This is a genomic window from Pseudomonas sp. LBUM1670 (assembly GCF_059695695.1).
Window position 1 is genome coordinate 3,163,111 of sequence record NZ_CP166783.1, and the last position, 13,077, is coordinate 3,176,187.

Consider the following 13,077-nt stretch of genomic DNA (forward strand, 5'->3'; position numbering starts at 1 on the left):
CGTAGAAGGAAACGTAGATGCTCGGACGCAAGCAGCCAGCGCCGAAGGAAGACCGCTCAACTGAACCCTTCTCTACTAAAGCCGTGCAAGCTGGCGCTACATTCCGACTCACAGTGAGTTTCATGCTGGTGGCAATCGTCGCTTTCGTGGCGGTTGAGGGCTGGCGGACGTGGCGTGACTATCGTGCTGCCTTTTCATCGGCCCGCGACTCCGTGACAAATCTGGCGCGTGCAACAGCTCAGCATGCGGAAGATGCCATTCGACAAGTGGATGTACTGACTGCTGCGCTCAGTGAACGCGTCGAAGGTGATGGCTTGCAGAACCTCAACATCCCTCGCATTCACAACCTCCTGGTTGAGCAATCCAGAATAATGCCGCAACTGCACGGGCTGTTCATTTACGGCCCTGACGGGCAGTGGATCGTGACGGACAAGGAAGTGACGCCAGAGCCGGCGAACAATGCCGACCGCGATTACTTTCAGTACCACCGCACTCATGATGATGGGGACGTACATATTGGCGAGGTCGTCAGAAGCAGATCCACCAACGATCTGATCATTCCTATTTCACGCCGCTTGAACAATCCTGACGGGTCTTTCGCAGGCGTGCTGCTTGGAACGATCAAGGTCAGCTACTTCGTGGACTACTACGGCGACTTTAAAATCGATGACAAGGGCGCCCTGGTGCTGGCCATGCGCGACGGAACAATCCTTGTGCGGCGCCCCTTCATCGCATCCGTCGTCGGCAAGAGCCTGGCGAACAGCGAGATTTTCAAGAGCTACCTGCCGAACTCCAACGAAGGCGTCGCAGAAGTAACAGCGGTGGTAGATGACACTGAGCGTCTCTACGGTTATAGAGCATTGACCACTTATCCCCTGGTCGTAGAAGCAGGGCTCTCCCGGGAATCCATCACGGCACCCTGGCGTCGTGATCTACTAAAAACAGGATTCGTGTTGGTTTTCCTGATAACCGTTCTCGCGGTTTTCGGGCTCATCGTCTTGAGTCAGCTCCGTCAGAGAATGGGGGTGGAAAGAGAGTTACGTCACGCACACAAAGCCATGCGAGACATGGCGCTGACTGACAGCCTGACTGGACTGGGTAATCGTCGACGTCTGGATACGGCGCTGCTGGATGAGATTCGTTTGGCCCAGCGCAACGGATCTACTCTTGCGTTGGTCTTGCTCGATGTCGATTACTTCAAACGCTACAACGACAGGTATGGGCACGCCGCCGGCGATGACTGCCTGAGCGCAGTCGGACGCGCGATCCACCAAGCGATCAAAAGACCCGGGGATCTGGCCGCCAGGTACGGTGGAGAAGAATTTGCAGTGCTGCTTCCCAATACCGACCGCGCGGGTGCGATACAGGTCGCCCAAGATATTCTGGAAGCCATTCGAGCTCTGGACATCGAACACTCCGAACATCCGCTGGGGAAAGTGACTGCCAGCGCAGGCATAACGGTCAGTCAACCGAGCATTGAGGACGTAACGCCAGTCACCTTGATAAAGACCGCTGACGCCTTTCTGTATTCAGCGAAGCAAAGCGGACGAAATCGTTGGTGCTGTGCTGAAGATCCGCAACGCGATCGGGCTGACCATAAGCCAGTCAGTTAAGGAAATTGTAGGAGCGAGCTTGCTCCGGGCGGCGTTCCGACGATGGACTCAAGAGCGCCGCGTTTAGCCAGTAAACACGCGTTTTCGTTAAAGACCATCGCGAGCAGGCTCGCTCCTACAGTGGATCACGTTCGCCCGTCACGCTCAGTGGGGTCCGCGAGGAATCGTCTTGAGCAGGTCTTCGGGGCTGATGTGACCGACGATCGGTTCCTTGATGCTGCCCGGTTGCGGCAGATCAAGAATGTGTCCCTTGATCTTGCCGATGACGTGCATCTCGCAAGGCTTGCAGTCGAACTTCAGCGTCAGCACCTCGTCACCGTGCACCAGTTGCATCGGCGCGACCTTGGTGCGCACACCGGTGACGCCTTTGGCTTGCTTCGGGCATAGATTGAAGGAGAAGCGCAGGCAGTGCTTGGTGATCATCACCGGCACCTCGCCGGTTTCCTCGTGGGCCTCGAAGGCCGCGTCGATCAGCTTCACGCCATGACGGTGATAGAAGTCGCGGGCCTTTTGGTTGTAGACGTTGGCCAGGAACGACAGGTGCGATTCCGGGTACACCGGCGGCGGATTGGTTTCGGCCTTGCGACCTCCCCGTGGATGGGCCAGCAGGCGGGCCACGGTCAACGCTTCGATCACTTCGCGGCGCAAGGCCTTGAGCTGCGAGTTGGGGATAAAGAACGCCTGGGTTGCCTCCAGTTCAATGGCGGTGGCGTGGTAGTCGGTGGTGCCCAATTGACCGAGCAGGTCACGCAGTTGCTCGAGGGCCTGCTCCGGCTTGTTGGCCAGACCGAACGGGCCGTCCAGGGACACGCTGGCGCTGACGCCCTCCTCGCTGGTGGCGGTGAGTTGCAGGCGCTGCTCGTCCAGTTGTGCGACCCAGGTCAGGCCGATGCGACGTTCGGCGGAAGTCTTCTGCAAGGCTTGCTGCCAGTTATGGTCCAGGTTGCGGCTCAGTGGATGGTTGGGCCGCAGCTTGTACATTCCATCCGGCATCTCGTTGGGCTCGACGCGGTAGCGATAGCGTTTCTGGCCATCTTCGTCGAATTCACCCTTCGGCTCGGCGATATTGGCGCGAAATCCCACCACCTCGCGTTTGATCTGCACATTGAGGCCGTCGCCGTTGGACAACGGTTCAAAGGTCACCACCTGCAAGTCGCGCTTGCCAACCTTCTCCACCACGCCCACCGGCAAGCCGGTGAAAGTCGGTGAGTCGAAGGCGCCGATATCGATCTTGCGTTCGCTGACGAAGTAGTCGGTGCTGCCACGGTGGAAGGTCTTGTCCGGGTCGGGCACGAAGAAGTGCGCGGTGCGGCCGCTGGACGCGCGGGCCAGTTCCGGGCGGTCTTCAAGGACATCATCCAGGCGCTGGCGGTAGTAGGCCGTGATGTTCTTCACGTAGCCCATGTCCTTGTAGCGCCCTTCGATCTTGAACGAGCGAACGCCGGCTTCCACCAACGCGCGAATGTTGGCGCTCTGGTTGTTGTCCTTCATCGACAGCAGGTGTTTTTCGTAGGCAACTACGCGGCCCTGATCGTCCTTGAGGGTGTACGGCAAACGACAGGCCTGGGAGCAGTCGCCACGGTTGGCGCTACGGCCGTTCTGTGCGTGGGAAATATTGCACTGGCCGGAGAACGCCACACACAGCGCGCCGTGAATGAAGAACTCGATCGCCGCATCGGTCTCGTCGGCGATGGCGCGAATCTCTTGCAGGTTCAGCTCGCGGGCGAGTACCAGTTGGGAGAAGCCCGCCTGGTCAAGGAACTTTGCCCGCGCCAGGGTGCGAATGTCGGTCTGGGTACTGGCGTGCAACTCGATCGGCGGGATATCCAGTTCCATCACGCCCAGGTCCTGGACGATCAACGCATCGACACCGGCATCGTACAGTTCGTGGATCAGCTTGCGGGCCGGCTCCAGCTCGTTGTCATGCAGGATCGTGTTGATGGTGGTGAACACCCGGGCGTGGTAGCGACGGGCGAATTCCACCAGTCCGGCGATTTCACTCACCTCGTTGCAGGCGTTGTGGCGGGCGCCAAAGCTTGGGCCACCGATATACACGGCATCGGCACCATGCAGGATGGCTTCGCGAGCGATGCTCACGTCACGGGCGGGGCTGAGCAATTCCAGGTGATGTTTAGGCAGAGACATATTTTTTTATCTGGTTTGTCACGGTCGAGGCACGCATTGTAGCGGCGAAACGCTTGACCGGCACCCGTGGGCTACCGAGTGGTAGCTACCCGCTATACCGCCAACTCCATTCGCCCCGCGCTGACCACTCGGCCATTCGCCGCCGTGAATCAATGGCAACAAAAATTTGTTTGCTACCATTAGAGAGCAGCATTGAGGCTGAGGCCTGGTTTGCGAAATCGGCTTTAACCTTCCTGACATTGATCCATTCCGTTCAAGCCTGCCTGAGCACATGGGGGGCCAATGCGCATTCCATTATTTTTCGCAGTGTCTGCGGCACTGTTTTTAAACGGATACTCCTGCCTGGCGCAGCCATTGGATGCGACCGCGAACGGTTCAGATACAGCCCCTGTCACGGCGGCCGTCAAAGATGCCGTGTTTAATCAGGAGCAACTGGATCAAATGCTGGCGCCCATTGCACTCTACCCGGATCCACTGCTGGCACAGGTACTGATGGCCACCACGTACCCCGGCGAAGTCACCGAGGCGGTGACCTGGTCTAAATCACACCCGGACGCCAAGGGTGACGATGCGGTCAAACAAGTGGCGAACCAGACTTGGGACCCGAGTGTGCAGGCGCTGGTCGCCTTCCCACAGGTGCTGGCAACGCTGGGGCAGGACCCCGTTTGGGTACAACGTCTCGGGGATGCCTTCCTGGCGCAGCCCGACGATGTCATGGGGGCCGTGCAACGCCTGCGTCATCAGGCGCAAGCGGCAGGCAATCTGCAGAGCAATCAATATCAGAACGTGACGGTTCAGAACTTTGCGGCACCGGCCCCGGCTCCCGACACTCCGGCTCCGGCTCCGGCGCCTGCCAGCAGCACTTCCACCATCATCATCCAGCCCTCTGATCCACAGGTGGTGTACGTTCCCAGTTACAACCCAACCACCACATACGGGACCTGGTCCTATCCCGCGTCACCTCCTGTTTACTACCCGCCACCGCCAGCCTATTACCCCGGTTCGGCATTGATGGCCGGGCTGGCGTTTGGTACCGGTGTGGCTATCGTCGGCGCGCTGTGGGGTGAATGTGACTGGGGTAACAACGACATCGACATCGACGTCAATCGCTACAACAACATCAATGCCAACAACCGCATCACCAATAATCAGAACAAGTGGCAGCACAACACCCTTCATCGCGATGGTGTTCCCTACCGAGACGGAAGGAGCCGCGAACAGTACGGCCGACAACTGGACGGTGCCAATCAGCGTGAGGCCTATCGAGGGGATAATGCCGAGCGTGCCCAGGCTCGTGAACGAGCCCGAGGTGCCATGGACAAGCAGGGCATCGAACGACCTGCCACCAGCAACCGCGAAGCCCGAGATCGAGCGCGCGAAGCTCAGTCCGCAACCTCGACCAACAATCGATTGCAAGGCACAGACAGAGCGAAGTCGTCTGACAGGAGCCAGGGGAGTGCCAGAAACACTCGGGAGGGCCAGCAACCCAGGAACAAGACCGCTCAGGTGAACCCGCGCGGACAGGGAACGGCGCAAAACAGGCCGTCCGCCAGTGCGGGCAGTGCCCGCAACAATGCATTCGCCGGCGCGCGATCACCGTCCCAGTCCAACGCCCAAGCCAATCGTGGCCGGGCCAGCGAGGTATCCGCCCAGCGCGCCAGTGCCTCGCGATCAGCGGGCCACCAGATCAGTCGACCGTCTAATCCACCCGCGCGTCAACGAGGGGGCCGTCGTTGAAAAACAATCCTCGGATAAAGTCACTCATGGGTTTGCTCCCCCAGGTATTGGCGATGACTGCCGGCGTGGCGTGGTCGTGCGTCGTTACCGCACAGCAGACATTTCCAACACCCGAAAAGGCCGCTCAAGCGTTCGTCGAAGCACTGGGGACGGAACACGCCGATCAGACGCGCCTGACAGAGTTGCTGGGTAATGAGTGGCACAGTTTCATACCCCGCGAAGGTGTTCAGCGCAGTGATGTGGATGCGTTTTTGAAGCAATACCGCGAGCAACATTCCATCGAAAAAACCAGCGACCGCAAGGCGCGCCTGTCGGTCGGCAGCGACCACTGGACACTGCCGATACCCATGGTAAAAGTCGGGAACGGTTGGCGCTTCGACATCAAGGCCGGTCAAGCCGAAGTCCGTGCACGTCGAATTGGCCGCAACGAACTCGCCGCGTTGCAATCCGTACGGACTTATCACGACGCCCAGATGGACTATTCGTCAGTGGACCGTGACGGTGACGGCGCACTCGAGTATGCGCAGAAAATCTTCAGCACCGCCGGAAAGCACGACGGTCTCTATTGGGCCGACGACGATAGCGATCAGATCAGCCCGTTGGGGCCCTCGTTCGGCAAAGCCATTGCCGGCGAAGACTGGCACGGTTATCACTTCCGCATTCTTGAAGGTCAAGGTCCTTCGGCACCTGGCGGCGCCTACAGCTACCTCATAGGTGACAAGATGAACCGTGGCTTTGCACTGATCGCCTGGCCGGCAAAATACGCTGACACCGGGGTCATGAGTTTCATGATCAGCCATGAAGGTCAGGTGTTCGAGAAGGACCTGGGACCCGAGGGTGAAAAAGTGGCACGGTCGATGAAGCGTTTTGACCCGGATGACAGCTGGAAGGTGGAGACTGCTGGTCAAGAGTAAACACTTCGAACGGCGCCTGGGGCACGGCACCAGGCACTTTGGTCTGCCACCCTGAAATGGAGACGCCAGCATGAGCACCTTGAAACTTCACCCTGCACTGGACAATGGTTTCCAACCCGCCGCCGCGAATTTCACCGGGGGCACCCTGCAATGCCTGTGTGCGACCGACAAGGTCGAGGTCAGGATCGACGCGCAAACCCTGCATAACCACGCGTGCGGCTGCAGCAAATGCTGGAAGCCGCAAAACGCGACATTCGCCGTCATTGCCGTAGTACCTCGGGACAAGGTCAGCGTCACTGCCCACGGTGAAAAACTGGCCATTGTCGACGAAACCGCCACCATCCAGCGCCACGCCTGCAGGCAGTGCCACGCCCATCTCTTCGGGCGGATCGAGAACAAGGACCATGCCTTTTATGGCCTGGACTTCGTCCACACCGAGCTCTCTCCCCAGAGCGGATGGGCTGCGCCGGGCTTCGCGGCGTTCGTGTCCTCCATCATCGAAACCGGCACACCGCCAGCGCAAATGAAGGCCATCCGTGAGCGCCTGCGCTCGATCGGCCTGGAGCCCTATGACTGCCTGTCCCCGGACTTGATGGACGCAATGGCGACACATGTCGCCAAACAGAAAGGCCTGCTCCCCGCCGCCTGATTGATCGACCGCCGCGGCTCCGGGCCAGGAGCTGCCGGTGGTCGTTGCATTTCGCCTGTCACCGGCGTTTGACTAAGCTGAATAGATCGGTACGAACTGAAATCCAGGTGATAGCGGCCACCCGCGAATCTGGATGGGTATCAAGACGGTAACTCGCAAAAGGAGACAACCATGTACGCGGTCATAAGAACCTACTCGGGTCCTGGCGCAAAACAGCTTTTCGATTTTTTGGAAGAGCAAAAGGCCGACGTCGAAACTGCCCTCCGGAAAGTGCCTGGCCTCGCAAGCTACACACTGCTACCTCTCGGTGATGGCGGTATATCGATAACCGTTTGCACGGACAAGGCCGGCACTGATGAGAGCATGAAAGTCGCTCGCGACTGGATTCAGAAAAACGCCTCGCACATCCACGCGTTCCCACCGGTCGTCACGGAAGGTCCGGTCATTGTGCAGATCAATTAGCGCGTCCTGACGATCCTTCACGCCATTATCGGTGTCGTGGAAGTGTTGCCGTAATCCGCGCATTGAATGCCCTTCCCTGCACAGGCAGAGTTTCAACCTCCCGCTACGCTCAACACAACGCATCTTCCTCTACATGAAAAGAGGTAGACCTTCCTATGCTTTTATATCCGGGTTTACCCGCCGGGGTCCTTGGCGGACTCCTTCTTGTCGCATCGGCTGCAAGCAGCGCTCCAGCCGACGTCAAAACCTGTGAATGCGAGTTCAGCAGCCGGGACTATCAAGCCTACGGCACGAGTGGTGCCTGTGGTGTATTCATGTACGCAAAAGCCAGCATCTGCGAGATCTCCTTCGCCGGTATCGGCGCCAATCCCGATGTGCTGATTAACCCGAGGCTGGGCACCCACACTCTACAGGCCCAACTGGACGTCGCTCCTGAGATTTTCAGTCGTTATCTCGAGTTCGTAAAAACGGGCAACATCACGCAACTCAGCGATCACGAATTCATAGAGCGAAGTTTGCCTGTCATGGCCCGCGCCACCCTGTTTCGCGCAGCCGCGCAAATAGCAGAAGCTCCGATCAAGCAGCTGGATGCCGTGATTCAGGATGTGGCACAGAAATACAGTGGCGAACTGGAAGCGATTTTCCTCGGCAAAAAAGAGCCGCAGATCCTTAGGTGGGATGCCGAGAGCGACGTTGAACTGGGTCGCGGTTATGTTCAGATCAATTACAGAAAAGATATTCAACTGCGCATTCTTTACTTCTCGCCAGCACAGAGGTGAAGGCTCATGAACTTCACATGCCTTGGGGAACTGTCGGACCTTGACCGGACAGGTTTGATAGTGGCGATGATCGGTGCCGCGATCTTGCTGCTTGTGGGCCTTGGCTTGTCCTTTCGCCTGAAGCTCTGGCAAACGCTCACGGAAGTCATCTATGACAAACTCCATTTGAAGTTGCCGCCTCCCCTGCTTTGCCTGCTGACATGCTTCGCTGTATTGGGAGGCATCTATTGGGGGCTGAATAAACAATACCCGGCCGACAGCATCGTGTTCAGTGCAAAGCCCTGGACTCTGGGAGAGATCAAGCAGCGACTGGAGACAGTGTCAGGGGTGGATGTTCAACTGAAAGGGGACGTGGCGAATTTTGCCATTGATAGAAGGATTAGCGGGGCCTGTGCCAGTGATGTGCTGCAATCGTTGTGTCACTACTATCGGGACAAACTTGATTGCCATAGTGAACCGGGGCGAACCATTATCGAACGCAGGCCCTGAAAGTTGCTGCGCAAAAAAAAAAATGTGGGAGCGGGCTTGCTCGCGAAAGCGGCGTGTCAGTCAACTTAAATGTTGAATGACACACCGCTTTCGCGAGCAAGCCCGCTCCCACAGGGGGATTGCGTCAACCTGACGTCAGGTTAACAGCACTTCGGCCCGGCCTTGCCACCGTAACGAGCTTCCTGACGCTCCCGGAAGAACATCTCATAACTCATCACCGGTTTGTCCGGGTGTTTGCTTTGCATGTGCTCGACGTAGTTGTCGTAGTCGGGCATGCCGACCATCAGACGCGCGGCCTGACCGAGGTATTTACCGAGGCGACTCAGGTCATTGAACATGCTGCACTCCTCGATCAGGCATCCGGCAACGCTTGAAATGGCGCTTCTTTATCCGTGCGTTCCTTGGTTCCCCAGGCGGCGATACCGACCTTGAGGGCAAAGAACAGGATGCTGAAGACCACCAGCAAAAACAGCGCGGTCAGCGTTGCGTTGGTGTAGGCGTTGTAGATCACGTGCTGCATTTGCTCGATGCTCTTGGCCGGGGCGAGTACCTGACCGTTGGCCAGTGCGTCGCTGTATTTCTTCGCCAGAGCGAGGAAACCGATGGCCGGGTTGGCGTCGAACAACTTGATAAAACCGGCGGTGGTGGTGCAGATCAGCAGCCAAACCGCTGGCAGCATGGTCACCCAGACGTAGCGCTGGCGTTTCATTTTGATCAGCACAACGGTCGCCAACATCAGCGCGATACCGGCCAGCATCTGGTTGGAGATGCCGAACAGCGGCCACAAGGTGTTGATGCCACCCAGCGGGTCGATCACGCCTTGATAGAGCAAGTAACCCCACATCGCCACGCAACCGGCGGTGGCGATCAGGTTGGCGGTCCAGGATTCGGTGCGTTTCAGCGCCGGTACGAAGGAGCCGAGCAAGTCCTGGAGCATGAAGCGTCCGGCACGGGTGCCGGCGTCCACCGCCGTCAGGATGAACAGCGCTTCGAACAGGATCGCGAAGTGGTACCAGAACGCCATGGTGTTTTCACCTGGCAGGACGTGGTGCAGGATCTGCGCAATACCGACCGCCAGGGTCGGCGCACCGCCGGCGCGAGCCAGGATGGTGGTTTCACCGATGTCCCTGGCCACCGCTTGCAGCGCTTCCGGGGTAATCAGGAAACCCCAGCTGCTGACCGTCTGCGCAACCGAAACCGCGTCAGCGCCGACAATGGCCGCTGGACTGTTCATGGCGAAATACACGCCTGGCTCGATTACCGAGGCGGCAACCATTGCCATGATGGCCACGAAGGATTCCATCAGCATGCCGCCGTAACCGATGTAGCGAGCATGCCCCTCACTCGCCAGCAACTTCGGCGTGGTGCCGGAAGCGATCAGCGCGTGGAAACCGGAGACCGCGCCACAGGCGATGGTGATGAACAGGAACGGGAACAGGCCGCCCTTCCACACCGGCCCGGTGCCGTCGATGAATTGGGTCAATGCCGGCATTTTCAGATCAGGCATGGTGATCAGGATGCCAATCGCCAAAGCGATGATGGTGCCGATTTTCAGGAACGTCGACAGGTAGTCACGCGGTGCCAGAATCAGCCACACCGGCAGTACCGCGGCGACGAAACCGTAGCCGATCAGCATCCAGGTAATCTGAATGCCCGTAAAGGTGAAGGCCTTGGCCCAGACCGGATCCGCGGCAATCTGCCCACCGAGCCCGATCGAACCGAGCAGCAGCAACACGCCGATCACCGAGATTTCGCCAATGCGACCCGGGCGGATGTAGCGCATGTAGATGCCCATGAACATCGCGATCGGGATGGTCGCCATCACCGTGAAAATGCCCCACGGGCTTTCAGCCAGGGCTTTGACCACGATCAGTGCCAGCACCGCGAGGATGATGATCATGATCAGGAAGCAGCCGAACAGCGCGATGGTGCCGGGAATGCGGCCCATTTCCTCACGGACCATGTCGCCCAAAGAGCGGCCATTGCGGCGGGTAGACATGAACAGGACCATGAAGTCCTGAACCGCACCGGCCAGCACCACGCCGGCAATCAGCCACAGCGTACCGGGCAGATAGCCCATCTGCGCCGCCAAGACCGGACCGACCAGCGGCCCCGCGCCAGCGATGGCCGCGAAGTGGTGACCGAAAAGTACGTGTTTGTTGGTCGGTACGTAGTCCAGACCATCGTTATTGAGTACAGCGGGCGTGGCTCGATTGGGGTCGAGTTGCATCACCTTGTTGGCGATGAACAGGCTGTAGTAGCGATAGGCAACGAGGTAGATGGCGACGGCTGCGACTACGATCCAGAGGGCGTTGATCGCTTCGCCGCGGCGCAGGGCCACGACACTCAGCGCAAACGCTCCCAGAACAGCCACGGCAAACCAGGCGAGGTGTTTAGCCAGACGGGGCATAGCGTGTCTCCTGCCGACAGCCAGTGACTGCGGCGGTAATTTTTATAATTGTGTCCGCTGTGCGGAGCTGGCCCAATATCCGCGCATGCTGTCCACAAATAAATCCGCGTTACTACGTACGTGATGTCTACGTAGTTCTACGTAGATGACACTTATCCATCAGCTGAAATGCAAAACCCCTGTGGGAGCGGGCTTGCTCGTGAAAGCGGTGTGTCAGTCGACATCAATGTTGCCTGACCCAACGCTTTCGCGAGCAAGCCCGCTCCCACAGGGAGTTTGCGTTTCAGCATGACCACAAGTCATTCCGTCCAGCAGCGCTACTGGACGCGCGTATCTTTGGCATATGATGCCGGCCTTCGCCTAACGCCATCCCTGTAGGAGCGAGCTTGCTCGCGATGGATTCAAGAACAACGCGTCTATTCAGCAACCCCGCGTTTTCGTTGACGACCATCGCGAGCAAGCTCGCTCCTACAAAGAACTCAGGAGCCCAGATGCAGCTCAAACACAAAATCGTCGCGCTCGGGATTCTGCCGCTGGTGTTGGCGATTGCGGTCATCTGTGCGCTGGTGATTTCCCTGAACCGCCAACTGGGTGATCAACAGGCGCAGTTGATCGAAGACAGCATTCTGGCCAGCAAGCGCGCTGAACTGAAAAACTACGTGGAAATGGCGCAAAGCCTGATCGCGCCGCTGTACGACGACGGCCACGGTGACGCTCACGCCCAGCAACGCGTGCTGGAAGAACTGCGCAAACTCAGCTTTGGCATCAATGGCTACTTCTTCGTGTACGACCGCGAGGGCCGCAGCCTGATGCACGCGCGGCAATCGGAGCTCGTGGGTCAGTATTTGTGGGACATGAAGGACGCGCACGGCCTGCCGGTGATCCAGGCATTGCTCAAGAGCGCGCAATCGGGCGAAGGTTTTCAGCGCTACGCCTGGAACAAACCCTCCTCTGGCCAGGTGACCGACAAACTCGCCTACGTGGTAATGCTGGATCGCTGGGGCTGGATGCTCGGCACCGGCATTTACCTTGAAGACGTTGAACGCGCCACTCAGCAGGCGCGTGACGAAGTGGCGATGGGCATCCGCAAAACCATGCTGGCGATTGCCGCCGTGGCCCTCGTGGCCGTGCTGTTCGTGTTTGCCAGCGGCATGACGCTGAATGTCAGCGAACACCGTCTGGCCGACAAAAAACTGCAACGCCTGACCCAGCGCATCGTCAGTCTGCAGGAGGAAGAACGATCGCGGGTTTCCCGGGAGCTGCACGACGGTATCAGCCAGGTGCTGGTCTCGATCAAGTTCCAGTTCGAACTGGCCAGCCATGTCCTGGAGCACGGACAAGACAAAGGCTTGAGCATTTTAAGAGAGGCCACGGAGCGGCTGGGAGAAGCGATTGGCGAGGTTCGCAGCCTCTCCCACGACCTGCGCTCATCCTTGCTCGACACCCTTGGCCTGTCCGCGGCCATCGGCCAACTTGCCGAAGAATTCGAGCAACGCAGCGGACTTACCGTGACCTACAACGACAACGAGTTCGACTGCCATCTGGTCGATGGTGCAGCGGTTTCGCTGTTCCGCATCGTGCAGGAAGGCCTGACCAATATTGAACGCCATGCACAGGCGAAAAACGTTTCCATTACCCTGCACGGGTCTGAAGAATCCATACGGCTGACGGTGATCGATGACGGCGTCGGTTTCAACGTCGCCCAGGTCGAACGTCTGCACGCCGGCATTGGCCTGCGCAATATCCGTGAGCGTGTCGAGCATTTTGGGGGTCGGTTCGACCTGATCTCGATGCCGGGACGAAGTGAGCTGGACGTGCTGCTGCCAATGAAAATGCCCGGCGCAAAACGCTGACCTGACAATAAGAGTGAATGCCCGTG

11 protein-coding genes are annotated in these 13,077 nt (G+C 58.6%); 8 read left to right on the forward strand and 3 right to left on the reverse strand.

What is annotated here, in order from left to right; all coding sequences use genetic code 11:
- Positions 1-17 precede the first annotated feature (17 nt).
- Positions 18-1,613, forward strand: a complete 1,596-nt coding sequence (locus ACA073_RS14260) for a sensor domain-containing diguanylate cyclase (RefSeq protein WP_497397032.1) — start codon at positions 18-20, stop codon at positions 1,611-1,613.
- A gap of 144 nt (positions 1,614-1,757) precedes the next feature.
- Here the strand turns inward: ACA073_RS14260 and ACA073_RS14265 are convergent, their stop codons facing one another.
- Positions 1,758-3,758, reverse strand: a complete 2,001-nt coding sequence (locus ACA073_RS14265; RefSeq protein WP_497397034.1) for a peptidase U32 family protein — start codon at positions 3,756-3,758, stop codon at positions 1,758-1,760.
- Between the two features lie 282 nt (positions 3,759-4,040).
- On the opposite strand from ACA073_RS14265, the gene ACA073_RS14270 reads away from it, so the two are divergent.
- From ACA073_RS14270 to ACA073_RS14295, 6 genes are all read left to right on the forward strand, one after another.
- Complete coding sequence (locus tag ACA073_RS14270; protein ID WP_497397036.1) at positions 4,041-5,495, forward strand: DUF3300 domain-containing protein; 1,455 nt, start codon at positions 4,041-4,043, stop codon at positions 5,493-5,495.
- A 26-nt stretch (positions 5,496-5,521) separates the two neighbouring features.
- Positions 5,522-6,409 carry a DUF2950 domain-containing protein gene (locus ACA073_RS14275; RefSeq protein WP_497397038.1) on the forward strand — a complete coding sequence of 296 codons (888 nt, stop codon included), beginning with the start codon at positions 5,522-5,524 and terminating at the stop codon, positions 6,407-6,409.
- A 70-nt stretch (positions 6,410-6,479) separates the two neighbouring features.
- On the forward strand, positions 6,480-7,058 hold the full coding sequence (gfa, locus tag ACA073_RS14280) for an S-(hydroxymethyl)glutathione synthase (RefSeq protein ID WP_497397040.1): 579 nt from the start codon (positions 6,480-6,482) through the stop codon (positions 7,056-7,058).
- A gap of 171 nt (positions 7,059-7,229) precedes the next feature.
- A complete protein-coding gene (locus tag ACA073_RS14285; protein ID WP_497397042.1) occupies positions 7,230-7,520 on the forward strand; it encodes a hypothetical protein in 291 nt (96 codons plus the stop codon).
- A 155-nt stretch (positions 7,521-7,675) separates the two neighbouring features.
- On the forward strand, positions 7,676-8,299 hold the full coding sequence (locus ACA073_RS14290; RefSeq protein ID WP_497397044.1) for a hypothetical protein: 624 nt from the start codon (positions 7,676-7,678) through the stop codon (positions 8,297-8,299).
- Positions 8,300-8,305: 6 nt separating this feature from the next.
- Complete coding sequence (locus tag ACA073_RS14295) at positions 8,306-8,788, forward strand: hypothetical protein (RefSeq protein WP_497397046.1); 483 nt, start codon at positions 8,306-8,308, stop codon at positions 8,786-8,788.
- A gap of 140 nt (positions 8,789-8,928) precedes the next feature.
- Here ACA073_RS14295 and ACA073_RS14300 read toward each other — a convergent pair whose 3' ends face one another.
- A complete protein-coding gene (locus tag ACA073_RS14300) occupies positions 8,929-9,126 on the reverse strand; it encodes a YbdD/YjiX family protein (RefSeq protein WP_497397048.1) in 198 nt (65 codons plus the stop codon).
- Positions 9,127-9,140: 14 nt separating this feature from the next.
- Positions 9,141-11,198: a carbon starvation CstA family protein gene (locus ACA073_RS14305; RefSeq protein WP_497397050.1), complete on the reverse strand. Its 2,058-nt coding sequence runs from the start codon at positions 11,196-11,198 to the stop codon at positions 9,141-9,143.
- A gap of 491 nt (positions 11,199-11,689) precedes the next feature.
- Between ACA073_RS14305 and ACA073_RS14310 the strand changes: the two genes are divergently transcribed.
- Positions 11,690-13,051, forward strand: coding sequence for a cache domain-containing protein (locus ACA073_RS14310; protein ID WP_497397052.1), 1,362 nt, complete (start codon positions 11,690-11,692; stop codon positions 13,049-13,051).
- The last annotated feature ends 26 nt before the right edge of the window (positions 13,052-13,077 follow it).

Excerpts from the sequence above, each read along its gene's own strand:
- ACA073_RS14260 (WP_497397032.1), top strand. The coding sequence starts at position 18 with ATGCTCGGACGCAAGCAGCCAGCGCCGAAGGAAGACCGCTCAACTGAA.
- ACA073_RS14265 (WP_497397034.1), bottom strand. The coding sequence starts at position 3,758 with ATGTCTCTGCCTAAACATCACCTGGAATTGCTCAGCCCCGCCCGTGAC.
- ACA073_RS14270 (WP_497397036.1), top strand. The coding sequence starts at position 4,041 with ATGCGCATTCCATTATTTTTCGCAGTGTCTGCGGCACTGTTTTTAAAC.
- ACA073_RS14275 (WP_497397038.1), top strand. The coding sequence starts at position 5,522 with ATGGGTTTGCTCCCCCAGGTATTGGCGATGACTGCCGGCGTGGCGTGG.
- gfa (WP_497397040.1), top strand. The coding sequence starts at position 6,480 with ATGAGCACCTTGAAACTTCACCCTGCACTGGACAATGGTTTCCAACCC.
- ACA073_RS14285 (WP_497397042.1), top strand. The coding sequence starts at position 7,230 with ATGTACGCGGTCATAAGAACCTACTCGGGTCCTGGCGCAAAACAGCTT.
- ACA073_RS14290 (WP_497397044.1), top strand. The coding sequence starts at position 7,676 with ATGCTTTTATATCCGGGTTTACCCGCCGGGGTCCTTGGCGGACTCCTT.
- ACA073_RS14295 (WP_497397046.1), top strand. The coding sequence starts at position 8,306 with ATGAACTTCACATGCCTTGGGGAACTGTCGGACCTTGACCGGACAGGT.
- ACA073_RS14300 (WP_497397048.1), bottom strand. The coding sequence starts at position 9,126 with ATGTTCAATGACCTGAGTCGCCTCGGTAAATACCTCGGTCAGGCCGCG.
- ACA073_RS14305 (WP_497397050.1), bottom strand. The coding sequence starts at position 11,198 with ATGCCCCGTCTGGCTAAACACCTCGCCTGGTTTGCCGTGGCTGTTCTG.
- ACA073_RS14310 (WP_497397052.1), top strand. The coding sequence starts at position 11,690 with ATGCAGCTCAAACACAAAATCGTCGCGCTCGGGATTCTGCCGCTGGTG.